The sequence below is a fragment of the Verrucosispora sp. WMMA2044 genome (assembly GCF_027497155.1).
Taxonomy (GTDB): domain Bacteria; phylum Actinomycetota; class Actinomycetes; order Mycobacteriales; family Micromonosporaceae; genus Micromonospora; species Micromonospora palythoicola.
In genome coordinates this window covers 4169130-4187778 of the sequence record NZ_CP114913.1, presented here as the reverse complement: position 1 = coordinate 4187778, position 18649 = coordinate 4169130, and the positions used below count along the sequence as shown (strand labels likewise).

General features: G+C 72.7%; 16 protein-coding genes. 14 read left to right on the top strand and 2 right to left on the bottom strand.

Annotation, left to right across the window (positions count from 1 at the left end):
* Positions 1-6: 6 nt before the first annotated feature.
* Positions 7-966: an electron transfer flavoprotein subunit alpha/FixB family protein gene (locus O3597_RS19025; RefSeq protein WP_164445798.1), complete on the top strand. Its 960-nt coding sequence runs from the start codon at positions 7-9 to the stop codon at positions 964-966.
* Positions 967-1068: 102 nt separating this feature from the next.
* Here O3597_RS19025 and O3597_RS19020 read toward each other — a convergent pair whose 3' ends face one another.
* On the bottom strand, positions 1069-1824 hold the full coding sequence (locus O3597_RS19020; protein ID WP_164445797.1) for an anti-sigma factor: 756 nt from the start codon (positions 1822-1824) through the stop codon (positions 1069-1071).
* The gene (locus O3597_RS19015; protein WP_164445996.1) at positions 1778-2380 is read right to left on the bottom strand and encodes a sigma-70 family RNA polymerase sigma factor; all 603 of its coding nucleotides are present in this window, start codon (positions 2378-2380) and stop codon (positions 1778-1780) included. Before O3597_RS19015 ends, O3597_RS19020 begins: the two co-directional genes overlap by 47 nt.
* Before the next feature lie 230 nt (positions 2381-2610).
* Here O3597_RS19015 and O3597_RS19010 point away from each other — a divergent pair, with 230 nt between their 5' ends.
* The 13 genes from O3597_RS19010 to gatB all read left to right on the top strand — a co-directional run bounded on the left by O3597_RS19010 (position 2611) and on the right by gatB (position 18572).
* A complete protein-coding gene (locus O3597_RS19010; RefSeq protein WP_164445796.1) occupies positions 2611-3441 on the top strand; it encodes a DUF4397 domain-containing protein in 831 nt (276 codons plus the stop codon).
* Positions 3438-4088: a class F sortase gene (locus O3597_RS19005; protein ID WP_281601922.1), complete on the top strand. Its 651-nt coding sequence runs from the start codon at positions 3438-3440 to the stop codon at positions 4086-4088. The genes O3597_RS19010 and O3597_RS19005 overlap by 4 nt, the downstream gene beginning before the upstream one ends.
* Positions 4089-4148: 60 nt before the next feature.
* Positions 4149-5324 carry a cysteine desulfurase family protein gene (locus O3597_RS19000; RefSeq protein WP_281601921.1) on the top strand — a complete coding sequence of 392 codons (1176 nt, stop codon included), beginning with the start codon at positions 4149-4151 and terminating at the stop codon, positions 5322-5324.
* Positions 5325-5372: 48 nt separating this feature from the next.
* Positions 5373-6446 (top strand): tRNA 2-thiouridine(34) synthase MnmA, encoded by a 1074-nt coding sequence (gene mnmA, locus O3597_RS18995; protein ID WP_164445794.1) that lies wholly within the window; start codon positions 5373-5375, stop codon positions 6444-6446.
* Positions 6447-6585: 139 nt separating this feature from the next.
* Positions 6586-7584 carry a methionine synthase gene (locus O3597_RS18990; protein WP_281601920.1) on the top strand — a complete coding sequence of 333 codons (999 nt, stop codon included), beginning with the start codon at positions 6586-6588 and terminating at the stop codon, positions 7582-7584.
* Positions 7585-7620: 36 nt separating this feature from the next.
* The gene (locus tag O3597_RS18985) at positions 7621-7989 is read left to right on the top strand and encodes a VOC family protein (protein WP_208020799.1); all 369 of its coding nucleotides are present in this window, start codon (positions 7621-7623) and stop codon (positions 7987-7989) included.
* Positions 7990-8091: 102 nt separating this feature from the next.
* Positions 8092-9117, top strand: coding sequence for an ADP-ribosylglycohydrolase family protein (locus O3597_RS18980; protein ID WP_164445791.1), 1026 nt, complete (start codon positions 8092-8094; stop codon positions 9115-9117).
* A 42-nt stretch (positions 9118-9159) separates the two neighbouring features.
* Positions 9160-11292: an NAD-dependent DNA ligase LigA gene (ligA, locus tag O3597_RS18975; protein ID WP_164445790.1), complete on the top strand. Its 2133-nt coding sequence runs from the start codon at positions 9160-9162 to the stop codon at positions 11290-11292.
* Positions 11293-11437: 145 nt separating this feature from the next.
* Positions 11438-13876, top strand: coding sequence for an EAL domain-containing protein (locus O3597_RS18970; protein ID WP_281601919.1), 2439 nt, complete (start codon positions 11438-11440; stop codon positions 13874-13876).
* Between the two features lie 157 nt (positions 13877-14033).
* On the top strand, positions 14034-14339 hold the full coding sequence (gatC, locus tag O3597_RS18965) for an Asp-tRNA(Asn)/Glu-tRNA(Gln) amidotransferase subunit GatC (protein ID WP_164445788.1): 306 nt from the start codon (positions 14034-14036) through the stop codon (positions 14337-14339).
* Complete coding sequence (gene gatA / locus O3597_RS18960) at positions 14336-15811, top strand: Asp-tRNA(Asn)/Glu-tRNA(Gln) amidotransferase subunit GatA (protein ID WP_164445787.1); 1476 nt, start codon at positions 14336-14338, stop codon at positions 15809-15811. The genes gatC and gatA overlap by 4 nt, the downstream gene beginning before the upstream one ends.
* Positions 15812-16030: 219 nt before the next feature.
* Positions 16031-16963: a putative Ig domain-containing protein gene (locus tag O3597_RS18955; RefSeq protein WP_281601918.1), complete on the top strand. Its 933-nt coding sequence runs from the start codon at positions 16031-16033 to the stop codon at positions 16961-16963.
* A gap of 109 nt (positions 16964-17072) precedes the next feature.
* Positions 17073-18572, top strand: a complete 1500-nt coding sequence (gene gatB, locus O3597_RS18950) for an Asp-tRNA(Asn)/Glu-tRNA(Gln) amidotransferase subunit GatB (RefSeq protein ID WP_164445785.1) — start codon at positions 17073-17075, stop codon at positions 18570-18572.
* Positions 18573-18649 lie beyond the last annotated feature (77 nt).

The following is an 18649-nucleotide window of genomic DNA, read 5'->3' as shown; positions in this document are numbered from 1 at the left end:
TGGGACATGTCTGAGGTTCTCGTCGTCGTCGAAGCCACCGCGGAGTTCGGCGTCAAGAAGGTCACCCTGGAGATGCTCACCCTCGCCCGGGAGCTGGGCAGCCCGTCGGCGGTGGTGCTCGGCGGCGCCGGTGCGGCCGAGGCTCTCGCCGGCAAACTGGGCGAGTACGGCGCGGAGAAGATCTACGCGGCCGAGGGTGACGAGATCGACGGCTACCTGGTGGCGCCGAAGGCCACCGTGGTCGCCGACCTGGTCAAGCGGGTGCAGCCGGCCGCCGTGCTGCTCGCCTCCTCCCAGGAGGGCAAGGAGATCGCCGCCCGGCTGGCGGTCAAGCTGGACAACGGCATCCTGACCGACGTGGTGGGCCTGTCCGCCGACGGCACCGCCACCCAGGTGGCCTTCGCCGGGTCGACGATCGTGAAGTCCAAGGTCACCCGAGGGCTGCCGCTGGTCACCGTCCGACCGAACTCGGTGAACCCGACGCCGGCCGCGGCCAGCGCCTCGGTCGAGCAGCTCACCGTCGCGGTCACCGACAGCGACAAGCTGGCCAAGGTCGTCGACCGGGTGGCCGAGCAGAAGGGTTCCCGCCCCGAGCTGACCGAGGCCGGCGTGGTCGTCTCCGGTGGTCGCGGTGTCGGCAACGCGGACAACTTCAAGCTGGTCGAGGAGCTGGCCGACCTGCTCGGCGGTGCCGTCGGTGCCTCCCGGGCCGCGGTCGACTCCGGCTTCTACCCGCACCAGTTCCAGGTGGGCCAGACCGGCAAGACGGTCTCCCCGCAGCTCTACGTCGCGCTGGGCATCTCCGGTGCGATCCAGCACCGGGCCGGCATGCAGACCTCGAAGACGATCGTCGCGGTCAACAAGGACGGCGAGGCGCCGATCTTCGAGCTGGCCGACTTCGGCGTGGTCGGTGACCTGTTCAAGATCGTGCCGCAGGCCGCCGAGGAGATCCGCAAGCGCAAGTGAGTCGTACCCACACAGCCGCCGCCCGCAGTTGCGGGCGGCGGCTGTGTCGTCGGTGCACGAGGGAGCTGATCGGCGGGCCGGGGAGCTGAACCGGCCCGCCGATCAGCCCGTCAGGGAGCCCCGCAGGAGGCTGTCGCCGGAGTGGGCGGTGTTGTTGTCGAACTCCTCGGCCGAGACGTCGACGACCGAGTACTGCCCCAGGTCCACGTTCGGCGGCAACGGCAGCAGCACGTCGGAGCCGTCGCCGAGCACACCGACCGAGAACATCTCCATGTTCTGCGGGTTGATGAGCCAGACCTCGTAATACCCCGGTACGGCCGGGAGATTCGTCACGTGCAGGTGCAACTCGCCGCTGCCCAGCACCCGCGCGTCACCCCGGGCCGTCGGCGGAGTCGAACCGTACGCCGCCAGGGGAGCACTGGCCAGCACCGTCGGCTCGGCGGGCGTACCGTCGCGCAGCACGGCGGCGGTGCCGATCACCGCGACGGTGGCGGCGGCGACCGCCGTGACCGCCGTGGTGGCCAGCCGGGACCAGCGTCCGCGCCGTGACCGGCGAGGCACCGGCGGGGGAGTGCCGGTGGTGACCGGATCCGTCACGTCCGGCCGCTGCCGGTCGGCGAGGCGGGGCAGTTCCTCCGCCGCGGTGATCTCGGCCATGATGCCCTGCCAGACGTGCTCCGGCGGGTCGGGCAGATCACGCAGTTCCTGGCCGGCGGCACCGAGGCCGGCGACGTGGCGCAGGCTGTCCAGCTCGGCCCGGCAGTGCGGGCAGGCGTCGAGATGGGTGCGGTCGGAGACGTCCACCTCACTCTCACCGAGCGCCAGAAATACCAGCCGGTCGTGCTCCAGGTGCTGCACCGTCCACCTCCCATCTGCGCTTCAGACTTGCCATGCCCCGCCGGATGTGACTCTTGACCGTGCCGAGCGGCACTCCGGTCATCGTCGCGATCTGCTGGTGGGTCAGGTCGTCGAAGAAGGCCAATTCCAGCATGCGCCGCTGTTCGTCCGGCAGCCGCGCCAGTTCGTCGGCCACCACCAGCCGGTCGACCACGGTGTCCGGGTCAGTGCCGGCCGGTGCCGGCTCGGGCAGTTGGCGCACGGTGTCGACCACCCGGTTCTCCCGGGCGGCGGACCTGAGCCGGTCGATCACCTTGCGCCGGCCGATGCCGAGCAACCAGCCGACAAGCGAGCCCTTCGCCGGGTCGAAGGTCTCCCGGCCGAGCCAGGCGGCGACGAACGTGGCCTGGGTCGCGTCCTCCGCGTCGCTGCGGTTGACAAGCGTGCTGGTGGCCAGGTGGAGAACGGCCCGACCGTAACGGTCGTACGCCTCACGCAGCGCAAGCTCGTCGCCGGCCCGGAACCGGTGGGCCAGCTCGTCCTCGGGTGTGCCCGGTTGCTGCCGGATCCCGGTCACGGGACGGTTCGCCTGGTTGGGGGCATGCCCGACTGTAGCTCGCACCGGCGCCGTCCCCTCTGTCAGCCCAGCGTCTTGTCGACCTCCCTACGTCGGGGCGGTGCCCGACGGATGCGGTTGCCGCCGGAAAAAGAAAGTCGCCGCCGCCCGCATCCGGGCGGCGAGCTGTCGGCGTAACTCGGGGTGCACAGCAAGCATGACGAAGTGGCACGAAACATCAGGAGGCAGACATGCAGTTCGCGTACCTTCGTCGCGTCGCCGCGGGTGGTGCGGTCGCCGCGCTGACCTTCGTCGGCGCCGGCATCGCGACGGCGACCCCGGCGTACGCCGCCGACTCGAAGGTCTCCGTCGTGCACGGCATCCCGGACACCCCGGTCGACGTCTACGTCAACGGGGAAAAGACCCTGGAGAACTTCGAGCCCGGTGACGTGGCCGGTCCGTTGGACCTGCCAGAGGGGCAGTACGACCTCGCGCTGACCAGGCCGGGTGAGCCGATCGGCGAGGCCATCCTCACCGCCGACGACGCCGAGGTGCCCGGTGGGGCGAACATCAGCATCGCCGCCCACCTCAACGCCGACGGCGAGCCGACCATCACCCCCTTCGTCAACGACACCGCGAAGGTCGACGCCGGCAAGGCCCGGCTGATCGTCCGGCACACCGCCGCCGCGCCGGCCGTGGACGTGCGGGCCGGCGGCAGCCCGGTCTTCGAGGGCCTGACCAACCCGAACGAGGCCAAGGGCGACGTGGACGCCGGCAGCGTCTCGGCGGACGTGGTACTCGCCGGCACCGACACCGTGGTGATCGGGCCGGCCGACCTCAACCTGCGCGAGGGCACGGCGACGATCGTCTACGCCATCGGCTCCGCCGAGGCGGAGAACCTCTCCGTCGTCGCGCAGACCATCGACGGCCTGCACTCGGCACCGTCCGGCGTGCCGAGCGGCACGGGCGGGCAGGCCGACACCGGTCTCGGCACCTGGTGGTACGCCCTGGCGGGCACCGGGCTCCTGCTGCTGGTCGCGGGTGGGGCGCGGGCGGCTGTCGTCCGGTCGGGTCGCCGGTGACCGTCGGCAACCGTGCGGCGCTGGCGGCGGTGGCCGCCGGCGCCGCCGCGCTCGCCGTCGCGGCGGTCGTGGCGGTCGTGTCCCGGCCGGCGGGAAGTGTCGGCACCGAGCAGGCCGCCGCCCTGGCCAGCTCCACTGCGGCGCGCACCGGACCGGCCGTGGCGGTGGCCCCCGGCGCGCTGCCGGACGACGCCGAACCGGTGCGCCCGGTCCGGCTGCGCATCCCCGCGATCGGGGTCACCGCGCGGGTCGACCCGGTCGGCGTCGACGAGCGCACCCAGGAGTTCGACGTGCCGCCAAGCGTCGACGAGATCGGCTGGTACCGCTACGGCCCCGGGCTGGAGGCCGAGTCCGGCTCGGTGGTGATCGCCGGGCACGTCGACAGCGCCGATCAGGGCAGGGGTGCCTTCTACCGGCTGCGGGAACTGACACCTGGGGACACCGTGACGGCCACCGGCGAGGACGGGACCGAGCGGACCTACCGGGTGGTGGCCCGGGAGGAGTACGACAAGACGAAGATTCCGCTGGAGCGGTACTTCGCTCGCGACGGGCGTCCCCGCCTGACCCTCATCACCTGTGGCGGGCCGTTCGACGCCGAGGCTCGCCGCTACCGGGACAACATCGTGGTGACCGCGTCACCGGTTTGACGTCCCGTCAGGCAATCCGGTCTGCGGTCGGCACCGGAGTGGTCGTTAGGCTGAATCGTGATGGCTTACCTGGATCATGCCGCGACCACTCCAATGCTCGACGAGGCATTGGAGGCGTACGTCGCGACCGCCCGCGAGGTCGGCAACGCGTCTTCCCTGCACGCGTCCGGCCGGCGCGCCCGTCGGCGGGTGGAGGAGTCGCGGGAGCGGGTGGCCGCCGCGCTGGGGGCCCGGCCGTCTGAGGTGATCTTCACCGGTGGTGGTACCGAGAGTGACAACCTCGCGGTGAAGGGCATCTTCTGGGCGCGCCGGGCCGCCGCAGCCGGGCGGCGCCGGGTGATCTCCAGTGCCGTCGAACACCACGCCGTGCTCGACGCGGTGGAGTGGCTGGACCGGCACGAGGGCGCCGAGGTGGGCTTGCTGCCAGTCGACGGGTCCGGCCGGTTGCACCCGGACGCACTCCGCACCGAGCTGGCCGAACACGGCGACCGGGCGGCGCTGGTCACCGCGATGTGGGCCAACAACGAGGTCGGCACCGTCCAGCGGATCGCTGAGCTGGCCGCCGTGGCCGCCGAGTACGGGGTGCCGTTCCACACCGACGCCATCCAGGCGGTCGGGCAGGTGCCCGTCGACTTCGCCGCCAGCGGCGTCGCCGCGCTCACCGTGACCGGTCACAAGCTCGGCGGCCCGGTCGGCGTCGGCGCGTTGCTGCTCGGCCGGGACGTGGCGGCGGTACCGCTGCTGCACGGTGGTGGACAGGAACGGGACGTGCGTTCCGGCACGCTCGACGCGGCCGGCATCGTCGCCTTCGCGGTCGCCGTCGAAGCGGCCGTCAAGGGCCAGCAGGAGTACGCGGCCGGGCTGGCCGCGCTCCGTGACGACCTGGTGCGGCGGGTCCGTCAGGCGGTCCCCGAGGTGGTCTTCAACGGCGACCCGACCGACCGGCTGCCCGGCAACGCGCACTTCTCCTTTCCCGGCTGCGAAGGGGACGCGCTGCTGCTCCTGCTGGACGCCCAGGGCATCGCCTGTTCGACCGGCTCGGCCTGCTCCGCCGGGGTGGCGCAGCCCTCCCACGTGCTGCTGGCGATGGGCGCGGACGACGACCGGGCCCGCTCGTCACTGCGCTTCTCCCTCGGCCACACCAGCACGACCGAGGACATCGACGCGCTCATCGCCGCTCTCCCGGGGGCCGTGGAACGGGCCCGGCGGGCGGCGGCACCGCGTACGCCCCGCTGAGCCGGTGCCGGGCGGGGATAGGCTCGGTGGGAAGGGAGAGTGGTCCGGGTGAGGGTGTTGGCGGCGATGTCCGGCGGCGTGGATTCCGCCGTGGCGGCGGCGCGGGCGGTGCAGGCCGGGCATGACGTGACCGGCGTGCACCTGGCGTTGGCGCGCAACCCGCAGACCTACCGCACGGGGGCCCGGGGCTGCTGCACGCTTGAGGACTCGCGGGACGCCCGGCGGGCCGCCGACGTGCTCGGCATCCCGTTCTACGTCTGGGACATGGCCGACCGCTTCCACGCCGATGTGGTGGACGACTTCGTCGCCGAGTACGCGGCCGGGCGTACCCCCAACCCGTGCCTGCGCTGCAACGAGAAGATCAAGTTCGCCGCGGTGCTGGACCGGGCGGTGGCCCTGGGGTTCGACGCGGTGGTCACCGGGCACCACGCCCGGCTCGGCTCCGACGGACTGCTGCGCCGCAGCGTCGACGCGGCCAAGGACCAGTCGTACGTGCTGGGCGTGCTCACCCGCGAGCAGTTGGACCGGTCGATGTTCCCGCTGGGCGACTCGACCAAGGCGCAGGTCCGGCAGGAGGCCGCCGAGCGCGGGCTCGCCGTCGCCGACAAGCCGGACTCGCACGACATCTGCTTCATCGCCGACGGTGACACCCGGGGTTTCCTGGCCCAGCGCCTCGGCGAGGCCCCCGGCGACGTGGTCGACGCCACCACCGGTGCGGTGGTGGGGCAGCACGCCGGTGCGTACGCGTACACCGTCGGCCAGCGGCGCGGTCTGCATCTGGACCGGCCGGCCCCGGACGGTCGGCCCCGCTACGTGCTCTCCATCACGCCGAAGACGAACACCGTCACCGTCGGCCCGGCGGAGGCGCTGGAGGTCACCACGGTGCGGGCCACCCGCCCGGTCTGGACCGGTGGGCCGCGACCCGACGGCCCGATCGAGTGCGAGGTGCAGTTGCGCGCCCACGGCGTGGTGGTGCCCGCCGCCGTCACGGTCGACGCCGACACCCTCCACGCCGACCTGCGCCGCCCGGTGCGCGGCGTCGCCGCCGGCCAGGCCATCGTCGCCTACCGCCCCGATCCGGCCGGCGACATCGTGCTCGGCTCCGCCACCATCACCGACTGACCGCCCCGCCGGCCCTCGCCCCCGGTGGAGTATCGGTCGCGGCCTGCGGCATGTCGGGCCATCACGGCGACGGGAAGGCCCGACATGCCGCAAGCCGTGACCTCGATGCGGGCCGGATCGCGGGAGGTACCCTGCGGCGGTGAGTGATCAGGGGCTGCCGTGGGGAGTGGGCTCGGCGACAGGGCTGGGGTCGTTGCCGGGTACCGACATCGCCGAGGCGCAGCGGATCGTCCTCGGTGAGCTGCCCGCCCTGCCTCATCTGCCGGAGCTGCCGGCCCGGGGGCCGGGTGCGGACATGATCGGGCGCACCGGCGGTCTGCTGGTGGAGTTGCCGATCGAGCTGTACGCGGCGCGGTGGCGAGTGGCTCCGCGTCCCGGCCGCGACCTGCGCCGGGCCCGTGACCTGATGGAACGCGACCTGGACCAGCTCGCCGAGCAGGCCGAGGAGTACGCCGGGCCACTCAAGATCCAGGCGGCCGGACCGCTGACCCTGGCCGCCTCGATCGAGCTGCCGATCGGCGGTCGGATGCTGCGCGACCCCGGCGCGCTGCGGGACCTGGCCGGCTCGCTGGCCGAAGGGCTGCGTGGCCACGTCGAGGCGGTGACCCGCCGGCTGCCGCGCGCCTCGGTGCTGCTGCAACTGGACGAGCCGGGCCTGCCGGCGGTGCTGGCCGGCCGCGTCCCCACCGAGAGCGGCCTCGGCGCCTACCGGGCGGTCGAGTCGGGCGACGCCGGTGCGTTGCTGAGCACGGTGATCGGGGCGGTCGGGGTGCCGACCGTGGTGCACTGCTGCGCCCCGGACGTGCCGCTGGACCTGCTCCGCTCCACCGGAGCGGTCGGTGTCGCGCTCGACCTGAGCCTGCTCACCGACCTCGACCCGCTCGGCGAGGCGCTCGACGCCGGCTTCGGACTGCTGGCCGGTGCCGCGCCGACGACGCCGAGCGGTCGCGCACCGACCTCCGCCGACCTGGCCGACCGGGTACGCACCCTCTGGGACCGCCTCGGGTTTCCGCGCCGCCGGCTCGCCGAGCAGGTGGTGGTGACCCCCGCCTGTGGCCTGGCCGGTGCCGATGCCGCATACGCTCGGGCGGTTCTGGCCGCCTGTCGGGACGCCGGCCGCCGGCTGTCCGAGGAGTGAGGTTTTCCGTCGTACCCACCGGGCACGATGCTCGCCATGATTGGACAGCTGCGTTCGACGGTGATCGACTGTCCCGACCCACGCGCGTTGGCCGGCTTCTACTCGGAGCTGCTCGGCCTGCCGCTGATCGGGGACAACTCCGACGATGACGAGTGGGTGGTGCTCGGCGGGCCGCCCGGCCACCAACCCCGGCTGGCCTTCCAGCGGGCCCTCGACCTGCGCCCGCCGGCCTGGCCGGATCCGGAGCGGCCCCAGCAGTTCCACCTCGACGTGACGGTCGACGACATCGAGACGGCGGAGCAGGCGGCCCTGGCCCTGGGCGCCCGCCGGCTACCCGGCGAGGGCGAGGGCTTCCGGGTCTACGCCGACCCGGCCGGACACCCCTTCTGCCTCTGCTGGGACTGACCGCCCGGCCTGCCGGTGCCGGCCTCGGCCGGGCCGGCAGGCCGACCGTGGGGTCCGACCGGGCGCTGCGCGGACTTGCGGGCGGCGGGCATCATCACGGTCATGATCAGCCTTGCGCCGCAGCGCGTCGCCGGTTCGCTCTTCGGGCTCGCCTTCGGTGACGCCCTCGGCAAGCCCACCGAGTTCCTCACCGTCGCCGAGATCGACAGGCGCTACGGGACCACCGGTCCGCGTGAGCTGGTCGGTGATCCGGCGCTGGTCACCGACGACACCCAGATGGCGTTGGCGGTGGGTTGGGCGCTGCACGACGCGCCGGCGTACGCCGCCGAGGCGGTGGAGCCGCTGCTGCGCCGCCGGTTCCTGGACTGGGCGGCCAGCCCGGACAACAACCGTGCGCCGGGGATGACCTGCCTGCGGGCCTGCGCCGAACTGTCCCGGGGCCTGCCCTGGCAGCAGGCCACCGAGGCCGGCTCGAAGGGGTGTGGCGCGAACATGCGGGTCACCCCGGTCGGGCTGCTCGACGTCGACCTGGACACCCTGGCCGGGCTGGCCCAGCTCCAGGCCGGCCTGACCCACGGACACCCGACCGGGCTGGCGGCGAGCGAGCTGACCGCGTACGCCGTGCGGCTGCTCGTCGACGGTGCTCCGCTGACCGACCTTCCTGGCCTGCTCACCGCCCGGGCTCGGCAGCAGCGCACGGTCTACCGGGCCGACTGGCTCGGTGAGCTGTGGCAACGGCCGGGCGAGCGGACGCCGCAGGAGTTCATCGCCCGTGGCTGGGACGAGTGCCTCCTGGCGCTGGGCCGACTCGACGCGGCCCTGGCCGCCCCGGACGACGGCGACGATCCGTGTCGCGTCACCGGTGCGGGCTGGATCGCGGAGGAGGCGCTCACGGCGGCCCTGTACTGCGCACTCCGGCATCCGGACGCCCCGGTCGACGCGCTGGCCCGGGGTGCGCGGAGCGCCGGAGACTCCGATTCGATAGCCGCCCTCGCCGGCGCCTTCGTCGGCGCGGCCAACGGGATGGCCGGCTGGCCGGCGGACTGGGCCGGCCGGATCGAGTACGCCGATCAACTCGCCGCGCTGGCCGCACGGTTGTCCCACCCGGGGGATACCGTGCGGGGGTAGCACGATCACGGGAGGTCGACAGCGGTGTCCGGAGGCGGCAGGGTGTCCGAGGAAGCGGTTCCCCAGCAGGTCGATGCGGCGCATGAGGCCGCCGGTCCCGAGCCGACGCCGCAGGCGCGGGAGCGGCACACCACGCTCAGCCAGGAACTGACCGAGCACCAGTACCGCTACTACGTGCTCGACGCCCCGACCGTCTCCGACGCCGACTTCGACCGTCAGCTGCGCGAGCTGGAGGCGCTGGAGGCGGAGTTCCCGGCGCTGCGCACCCCGGATTCACCGACCCAGCGGGTCGGCGGCACGTTCTCCACCGACTTCACCCCGGTCGCGCACGCCGAACGGATGATGTCGTTGGACAACGCCTTCGCCGACGAGGAACTGGCCGCCTGGGCGGAGCGGGTCGAGCGGGACGCCGGTGGTCCGGCACCTTATCTGTGCGAGCTGAAGGTCGACGGGCTGGCGATCAACCTCACCTACGAAGGTGGCCGGCTGGTCCGCGCGGCCACCCGCGGCGACGGCCGCACCGGCGAGGACGTCACCGCGAACGTACGCAGCATCCGGGACGTGCCGGGTCGGCTGACCGACTCGGCGGAGTTCGGACCGGCCCCCGAGTTCATCGAGGTGCGGGGCGAGATCTACTTTCCGGTGGCCGCCTTCGCCGATCTCAACGCCGGTCTGGTCGAGCAGGGCAAGGCGCCCTTCGCCAACCCGCGCAACGCCGCGGCCGGCAGCCTGCGGCAGAAGGATCCACGGATCACCGCCTCCCGCCCGCTGCGACTGGTGGTGCACGGCATCGGCGCCCGCCGCGGCTTCCAGCCGGCCACCCAGTCCGAGTCGTACGCGGCGTTGCAGGGCTGGGGGCTGCCCACCAGCGACCGCTGGCGGGTGGTGCCCGACCTGGCCGGCGTCCGGGACTACATCGCGCACTACGCGGCGCACCGGCACGACGTCGAGCACGAGATCGACGGCGTGGTGGTGAAGGTCGACCCGGTGCCCATCCAGGGACGGCTGGGTTCGACCAGCCGGGCGCCACGCTGGGCGATCGCCTTCAAGTATCCGCCGGAGGAGGTCAACACCACCCTGCTCGACATCGAGGTCGAGGTCGGGCGGACCGGTCGGGTCACGCCCCGGGCGGTGCTCCAGCCGGTCCGGGTGGCCGGCTCCACCGTCGAGTACGCGACCCTGCACAACGCCCGCGAGGTCGAGCGCAAGGGAGTCCTGATCGGCGACACGGTGGTGATCCGCAAGGCCGGCGACGTGATCCCCGAGGTGCTCGGTCCGGTGGTCGACCTGCGTCCGCCGGACGCCCGACCGTTCGTCATGCCGACCACCTGCCCGGCCTGCGGGACGCCGCTCGCGCCCGCCAAGGAGGGCGACGTCGACATCCGGTGCCCCAACTCGCGCAGTTGCCCCGCGCAGCTGCGGGAGCGGGTGTTCCACCTGGCCGGGCGGGGCGCCTTCGACATCGAGGCACTCGGCTACAAGAGCGGCGCCGCGCTGCTCGACGCGCAGATCATCACCGACGAGGGCGACCTCTTCTCGCTCGACGCCGAGCGGCTTGCCCGTGCGCCGTTCTTCGTCAACAAGGACGGCAGCCTCGGCAGCAACGCCGTCAAGCTGCTCGACAACCTCGCCACGGCCCGGGAGCGCGACCTGTGGCGGGTGCTGGTGGCCCTGTCGATCCGGCACGTCGGGCCGACCGCCGCGCAGGCGTTGGCCCGACACTTCCGGTCCATCGAGGCGGTCGACCGGGCGACCGAGGAGGAACTCTCCTCAGTCGACGGTGTCGGCCCGACCATCGCCGCCAGCATCCGCGAGTGGTTCGCCGTCGACTGGCACCGTGAGGTGGTCCGCAAGTGGGCCGACGCGGGCGTCCGGATGGCGGAGGAGGCGGTGCAGGAGGGGCCACGTCCGCTGGAGGGGGTGACCGTGGTGGTGACCGGCACCCTCGGCGGCTTCTCACGGGACCAGGCGGCGGAGGCGATCCAGTCCCGGGGCGGCAAGGTCAGCGCATCGGTGTCGAAGAAGACCGGCTTCGTGGTGGTCGGCGACAACCCCGGCTCCAAGGCGGACAAGGCAGCGAGCCTGAAGGTGCCCGTGCTCGACGAGGAGGGCTTCGAGGTGCTCCTCGACGCCGGCCCCGAGGCGGCCCGGCAGGTGGCCCGGGTAGAGGAGTGACGATCTTTACGGCACTGTGCCGGATACCAACTTAATTACGACTACGACCGGTTCGTGACTGTCGCGCCGGGTAAGGGGGCGGTCAGGGCGTTTCATTGGGGTACGGCGCGTGGGACCACGGGCCGGTCTCGTGCCGGGAGGTGTGATGGAGTCGCCCGATCCGCGCAACCTCGTCCCGCCCGGGCGAACCGCGCAGTTCTCCACCTTCGTCGCGGCCGTACTCGCGGTGGCCGTGCTCGTCTCGGCCAGCGGCCTGGTGTCGTTCGTTTCGACTCTGCCCGACCTGCCGGCGGCGTTCTGGACGATGGCGGTGCTCGCCGTGGCCTGCGACGCGCGGCCCTTCCTGCCGCCCGGCCGGGGGCAGTCCTCCTCGGCCGTCTTCCCCTCGACCTGCTTCACCTTCGCGATCCTGCTCGGCTGGGGGCTCGGCCCCGCGGTCGCGGTGCAGGCGGTGGCCGTGGTGGTGTCCGGGATCCGGATGCGGCACGCGCCCTGGCGGACGGCCTTCAACGCGGGGCAGTACGCCTGCTCGCTGGCGGCGGCGTACGCGATCACCCGGCTCGGCCCCGGCGGCATCTACGACGGTGCGGCGCTGGGCTGGACCGACATCGCCGCGATCGGCGGCGCCGGAGTCGCCTGGTTCGCGGTCAACTACGGGCTGGTCACCATGGCGGTGCGCCTGCGCTTCGGGGAGCGGTGGTGGCCCAACGCGTGGCACGGCCTGCCCTTCGAGCTGCTCTCCACCGGGTCGTTGCTGCTGCTCGCGCCGGTTCTGGTCACCGCCGCCAGGGCCAGTGCCGCCCTGGTGCCGCTGGTGCTGGTGCCGCTGTTCGCGGTCTACCGGATGGCCCGGCTCACCGTGGAGCAGCACCAGTTGGCCGCACTCGACCCGCTCACCGGCCTGCCCAACCGCAAGGCCCTGCTGGCGGAGGTCAACGAACAGGTGCACCGGCACGCGGAGCGCGCCGCCCGCGGCGAGGCCGCGACGCGCCTCGCCCTGCTGCTCATCGACCTGGACCGGTTCAAGAACGTCAACGACGCGCTCGGCCACGCGGTCGGCGACCGGCTGCTGGTGGAGGTGAGCGCCCGGCTGACCGGCGTGGTCGCGCCGCCGCAGATGGTCGCCCGGCTCGGCGGTGACGAGTTCGCGATCGTGATGACCGGGCTCACCGAGGTCGGCGAGGCCCGCTCGCTGGCCGACCAGGTCGTCCAGGCGCTCGCCGAACCGGTGCCGCTGGACGGGCTGCCGCTGGACGTCGGCGGGTCCATCGGCATCGCCCTGTTTCCGGAGCACGGCGAGGACTTCGCCACCCTGATGCGGCACGCGGACGTGGCGATGTACGACGCGAAGCACCGCAACGACACCGTCGCCGTCTACACCGCCGAGTCCGACCACAACTCCGCCGAGCGGTTGGGGCTGCTGGCCGACCTGCGCCGGGTGCTGGAGGTCGGTGCGTCGGGGCGGAACGACGGCTCCGCGCCGGCCGACCTGACCGCCGCTCGCGGCGGCGACGGCGCGGTGCTGCCCACCTCCGTGCCGGCGGAGGAGCCGGCCGGGACCCGGTGGTGGGACCGGCGGCGACGCCGCCCCCGGTTGGCACACCACGATGACGAGCTGATCGCCAGGATCATCACCGGCGCGGACCCGACCCTGCGCCGGGCGGCCCGTGACGCCGATTGGGACGCCGCGACGGCCGGCGGCGCGCTGTGGTCCGGGACGCGCGCCGGTGACCAGTCGGACCTCGGCGGTGGAGCGGAACCCACCGTCGAGGGTCGTCCCGGCGCCGAGCCGGGCACCGACGCGGGCGAGATCACGATGTACTACCAGCCGCAGGTCGCCATCGCCACCGGTGAGGTGGTCGGGGTGGAGGCGCTGCTGCGCTGGCGGCATCCGCGCCGGGGGATGGTCGACCCGGAGGAGCTGATCCGGGTCGCCGAACAGAGCGCGGTGATGCGGCTGCTCACCCGCCGGGTCGTCGACGACGTGGTGGAGCAGCTCGCCAAGTGGTCGGCGGCCGGCCTCGGACTGCGGGCGGCGTTGAACGTCAGCGTGCGGGACCTGCACACCGGTGAGATCGCCGACCAGATCGCCGACCGGCTCGGCCGCTACGGGGTGGCACCGGAGCGGCTGCAACTGGAGATCACCGAGGGTGCGCTGATGGCCGACCCACGTCGGGTGCTGACCACCATCACCCGGCTGCACCGGATCGGGGTGGGTATCGCGCTCGACGATTTCGGCACCGGTTACTCGTCCCTCCAGCACCTGCGCCGTCTGCCGCTGTCGGAGGTGAAGGTGGACCGCTCGTTCGTCCTCGGCATGGCCGAGGACGCCGACGACGCGGCGATCGTCCGCTCAACCATCGAACTGGCCAAGGCGCTGGGGCTGCGGGTGGTGGCCGAGGGCGTGGAGGACGAGCGGACCTGGCGGATGCTGCACGCGGCCGGCTGCGACGCCGCCCAGGGCTGGTTCTACGCCCGGCCGATGCCGGCGGAGGAGTTGGCCGCCTGGCTGGCCCGGTACCGTCCGCTACGCCCGCTCGGCGGCCACGACGAGGCGGACATCCCCCGCCGGCACGCCCGCTGATCCGGCGGGCCGGGACCGGCCGGGTCGGCTGCTCGGGGAGGCGGCAACGGCCGGCCGGGCGGGAAACAATAGACTCGCTGCGGTCACCGCGTGTCGCGTACCCGGCAGCGGTGGGCGCAGGTCTGGCAGACGCAGCACAGCCACGAAGGGGGCACCGATGGCCGCCATCTCCCGCGAGGAGGTCGCGCACCTCGCGCGACTGTCGCGGCTCGCCGTGACGGAGGAGGAGTTGGACACCTTCGCCGGTCAGCTCGACGTGATCCTCCAGGCGGTCGCGCAGGTGGGCGAGGTCGCCGCCGCGGACATCCCGCCGACCTCCCACTCGGTGCCGCTGACGAACGTGTTCCGCGAGGACGTAGTGACGCCGTGCCTGACGCCGGAGGAAGCGTTGTCGGGTGCCCCCGACGCGGAGGAGCAGCGGTTCCGCGTACCGCGGATCCTGGACGAGGATGTGGCCTCATGACCGACGTCACCGCAATGACCGCGACGCAGATCGCCGGGCTCGTCGCCACCGGCGCCGCCTCCGCCGTCGAGGTCACCCAGGCCCACCTGGACCGGATCGCCGCCGTCGACGGCCGGGTCAACGCCTTCCTGCACGTCGACACCGAGGGCGCGCTGGCCGCCGCCCGCGACGTCGACGCCCGCCGGGCGGCCGGTGCGGAACTGGGGCCGCTGGCCGGTGTGCCGGTCGCGGTCAAGGACGTCCTCACCACCAAGGGCGTGCCGACCACCGTCGGGTCGAAGATCCTTGAGGGCTGGCGTCCGCCGTACGACTCGACGATCGTGCAGCGGCTGCGCGCCGCCGGCACGGTGATGCTCGGCAAGACCAACATGGACGAATTCGCGATGGGTTCCTCCACGGAGTACTCGGCGTACGGGCCGAGCCGCAACCCGTGGGACACCGACCGCATCCCGGGTGGCTCCGGCGGGGGAAGCGCGGCGGCACTCGCCGCGTACGAGGCGCCGTTGGCGATCGGCTCGGACACCGGCGGCTCGATCCGCCAGCCGGGTGCGGTCACCGGCACCGTCGGCGCGAAGCCGACCTACGGCGGCACCTCCCGGTACGGGCTGGTGGCCTTCTCCTCCTCGCTGGACACCCCCGGCCCGTGCGCGCGTACCGTGCTCGACGCGGCGTTGCTGCACGCGGCGATCGGCGGACACGACCCGCGTGACTCCACCTCCATCCCGGCCCCGGTGCCGGACGTGGTGGCCGCGGCGAAGCTCGGCGCGACCGGTGATCTGAGCGGGGTGCGGCTGGGCATCGTCACCGAGTTCGGCGGCGAGGGCGCGGAGCCGGGCGTGACGGCCGCCTTCAACGAGGCCGTCGACACGCTCACCAAGCTCGGCGCGGAGATCGTCGAGATCTCCTGCCCGCACTTCCGCTACGCCCTGCCGGCGTACTACCTGATCGCGCCCAGCGAGTGCTCCTCGAACCTGGCCCGCTTCGACGGCGTCCGGTTCGGGTTGCGGACCGGCGACGACGGCAACCGGTCGCTGGAGGAGGTCATGTCGCTGACCCGGGAGGCCGGCTTCGGCCCCGAGGTCAAGCGGCGCATCATGCTCGGCACGTACGCGCTCTCCTCGGGCTACTACGACGCCTACTACGGGCAGGCGCAGAAGGTACGTACGCTGATCACCCGCGACTTCACCGCGGCGTTCGAGCGGGTCGACGCGCTGATCTCGCCGACCACCCCGTTCGTCGCCTTCCCGCTCGGCGCGCGCACCTCCGACCCGTACCAGATGTACCTGGCCGACCTGTTCACCATCCCGAGCAACCTGTACGGCGGGCCGGGCATCTCGGTGCCGTGCGGGCTCTCCGAGGGGCTGCCGGTCGGCCTGCAGGTGATGGCCCCGACCATGGCCGACGACCGGATGTACCGGGTCGCCGCCGCGCTGGAGAGCGCGGTCGGCACGCTCACGCCACCGACCATGTGATCGATCGTGCGCGGGCGGCCGACCGTCGTCCGCGCACGGCACCGTTCGCCCGCCCGGTGCGGCCACTGCGCCGCGCCGGGCGCGGTTGCGTTGGCGCGACACACTGGTCACCGTTCGGGTAATTGCCCGTCACCAACCTTCCTGTTTGGATGACCAGAGTCGGCTGGACCGGCTGGTCGTAGGCGAACGCGAGCCGTTCTGATCAGACCTGGATGTGCGATGAAGACACTGCGCTCGGTCATGGCCATGACGATGGTGGCCGCGTTGCTGCTGGGCACCGCATCCCCGGCCGCGGCGGTGGCCGTCACCATCACCTCGGGCGCGCCTCGGTCGCCGATGGTTCTGGGACAGGCGTACGCGATCCACACCGTGGAGGCGACCGGTGGCACCGAGCCGTACCGGTTGTCGGTGAGTGCGGGCAGTCTGCCGCCGGGCATGCTGGTGGTCGGTAACTCGCTCGGGGGTTCGCCGACCACGGCGGGCACCTACACCTTCACCCTGCGGATGACCGACGCGGCCGGCCAGTTCGCCGAGCGGACGGCCACGATCGAGGTACGCGAACCCACGGTCGAGATCACCTCGGGCGCGCCCCGGTCGCCGATGGTTCTGGGGCAGGTGTACGCGATCCACACGGTGGAGGCGACGGGTGGTACCGAGCCGTACCGGTTGTCGGTGAGTGCGGGGAGCCTGCCGCCGGGCATGCTGCTGGTCGGTAACTCGCTCGGGGGTTCGCCGACCACGGCCGGCACCTACCCCGCCACCCTGCGGATGACCGACAAGAACGGCTACTTCGGCGAGCAGGACGTCACCATCGTCGTCGCCGAGGCCGCGACCCCGACCCCGACCCCCACGGCAACCCCGACCGTTCCGAGCCCCACACCCACCGGTCCGAGCGCCACACCGACCGGTCCGAGCGCCACACCGACCGCGCCCACCGCCACGCCGACCCCGGTCGACCCGACCTCGACGCCGTCGGCGAGCCCGCCGGCGCCCGTCCCGTCGCCGTCGAAGACGAGCGGGGCGTGGCTGCCGGTCACCGGCTCGAACTCGACACTCGTGCTGCTGTCGCTGGGCGTGCTGGCGTTCTCCATCGGCGGGATCCTGCTCGTGGTGACCATCAACCGTCGTCGGCGGTTCAGCACACCCGAGTGACACCCGGGTGACGCCCGGCCGAGGCGTGCCACGTCGAGCGGTTAGGCTTGGCGGCGTTGTGTCCGGATGCCGCCGTGGGCCGGCTACCGCCTGCAAAGCTGGAGTTCTCATGACCACGACGCTGCCCGCGTACGACGAGGTCGTCGCGCGCTACGAGCCGGTGATCGGCCTGGAGACCCATGTCGAGCTGGGCACGAACACCAAGATGTGGTGCGGCTGCCCGACCGACTTCGGCGGCGAGCCGAACACCCGGGTCTGCCCGGTCTGCCTCGGCCTGCCCGGCTCCCTGCCGGTGGCGAACTCCGCGGCCATCGAGGCGACCATCCGGATCGGCCTGGCGCTGAACTGCTCCATCGCACAGTGGTGCCGGTTCGCCCGGAAGAACTACTTCTACCCCGACATGCCGAAGAACTTCCAGATCAGCCAGTACGACGAGCCGCTCTGCTTCGACGGCTACCTGGACGTCGAGGTCGACGGCGAACTGGTGCGCATCGGCATCGAGCGGGTGCACCTGGAGGAGGACACCGGCAAGACGCTGCACGTCGGCGGCGCCACCGGTCGCATCCACGGCGCCACCGAGTCGCTCGTCGACTACAACCGGGCCGGCATCCCGCTGGTCGAGATCGTCACCAAGCCGATCCCCGGTACCGGTGCGCTCGCCCCCGAGGTGGCCCGCGCGTACGTCACCGAGCTGCGTGACGTGATCCGCTCGCTGGGCGTCTCCGACGTGCGCATGGAGGAGGGCTCGCTGCGCTGTGACGTCAACACCTCGCTGAACCTGCCCGGCGAGGAGTGGGGCACCCGCACCGAGACCAAGAACGTCAACTCGCTGCGCTCGGTCGAGCGGGCGGTCCGCTCGGAGATGCTGCGCCAGGCGTCCGTACTGGAGGCCGGCGGTCGGATCACCCAGGAGACCCGGCACTTCCACGAGGACACCGGGGACACCACCCCGGGCCGGTCCAAGGAGACCGCCACCGACTACCGCTACTTCCCCGAGCCGGATCTGGTGCCGATCGCGCCCGACCCGGCCTGGGTGGCCGAGCTGAAGGCCGCCCTGCCGGAGCTGCCCCGGCTGCACCGCCGTCGCCTTCAGCAGGCGTGGGGCCTGTCGGACGCGGACATGCAGTCGGTGCTCAACGCCGGTGCTGTCGAGCTGATCGAGCAGACGGTCGCCGCTGGTGCCTCGCCGGCCGCCGCCCGCAAGTGGTGGCTGGGCGAGCTGTCCCGGCGGGCCAACGAGACGGGTGTGGAGCTGGCCGACATCGGAGCCACCCCGGCCCAGGTCGCCGAGCTTCAGGGCCTGGTCGACGCCGGCAAGCTCAACGACAAGTTGGCCCGCACGGTCCTGGAGGGCGTGGTCGCCGGTGAGGGCTCGCCTACCGAGATCATGACCAACCGCAACCTGGAGGTCGTCTCCGACACAGGTGCGCTCACCGCCGCGGTGGACGAGGCGATCGCCGCCAACCCGGCCATCGCCGACAAGGTCCGCAGCGGCAAGGTCGCCGCCGCCGGCGCCCTCGTCGGCGCGGTCATGAAGACCACCCGAGGCCAGGCCGACGCCCAAACCGTCCGCACCCTGATCCTCGACCGCCTGAACGCCCAGTCCTGACCCCCACCCCACCCCGACCTCGTTGATCATGAGGTTGGCGGCAGTTGTTGATCTTCAAACTGCCGTCAACCTCATGA

Excerpts from the sequence above, each read along its gene's own strand:
- O3597_RS19025 (WP_164445798.1), top strand. The coding sequence starts at position 7 with ATGTCTGAGGTTCTCGTCGTCGTCGAAGCCACCGCGGAGTTCGGCGTC.
- O3597_RS19010 (WP_164445796.1), top strand. The coding sequence starts at position 2,611 with ATGCAGTTCGCGTACCTTCGTCGCGTCGCCGCGGGTGGTGCGGTCGCC.
- O3597_RS19000 (WP_281601921.1), top strand. The coding sequence starts at position 4,149 with ATGGCTTACCTGGATCATGCCGCGACCACTCCAATGCTCGACGAGGCA.
- O3597_RS18985 (WP_208020799.1), top strand. The coding sequence starts at position 7,621 with ATGATTGGACAGCTGCGTTCGACGGTGATCGACTGTCCCGACCCACGC.
- O3597_RS18980 (WP_164445791.1), top strand. The coding sequence starts at position 8,092 with ATGATCAGCCTTGCGCCGCAGCGCGTCGCCGGTTCGCTCTTCGGGCTC.
- O3597_RS18970 (WP_281601919.1), top strand. The coding sequence starts at position 11,438 with ATGGAGTCGCCCGATCCGCGCAACCTCGTCCCGCCCGGGCGAACCGCG.
- gatC (WP_164445788.1), top strand. The coding sequence starts at position 14,034 with ATGGCCGCCATCTCCCGCGAGGAGGTCGCGCACCTCGCGCGACTGTCG.
- gatA (WP_164445787.1), top strand. The coding sequence starts at position 14,336 with ATGACCGACGTCACCGCAATGACCGCGACGCAGATCGCCGGGCTCGTC.
- O3597_RS18955 (WP_281601918.1), top strand. The coding sequence starts at position 16,031 with ATGAAGACACTGCGCTCGGTCATGGCCATGACGATGGTGGCCGCGTTG.
- gatB (WP_164445785.1), top strand. The coding sequence starts at position 17,073 with ATGACCACGACGCTGCCCGCGTACGACGAGGTCGTCGCGCGCTACGAG.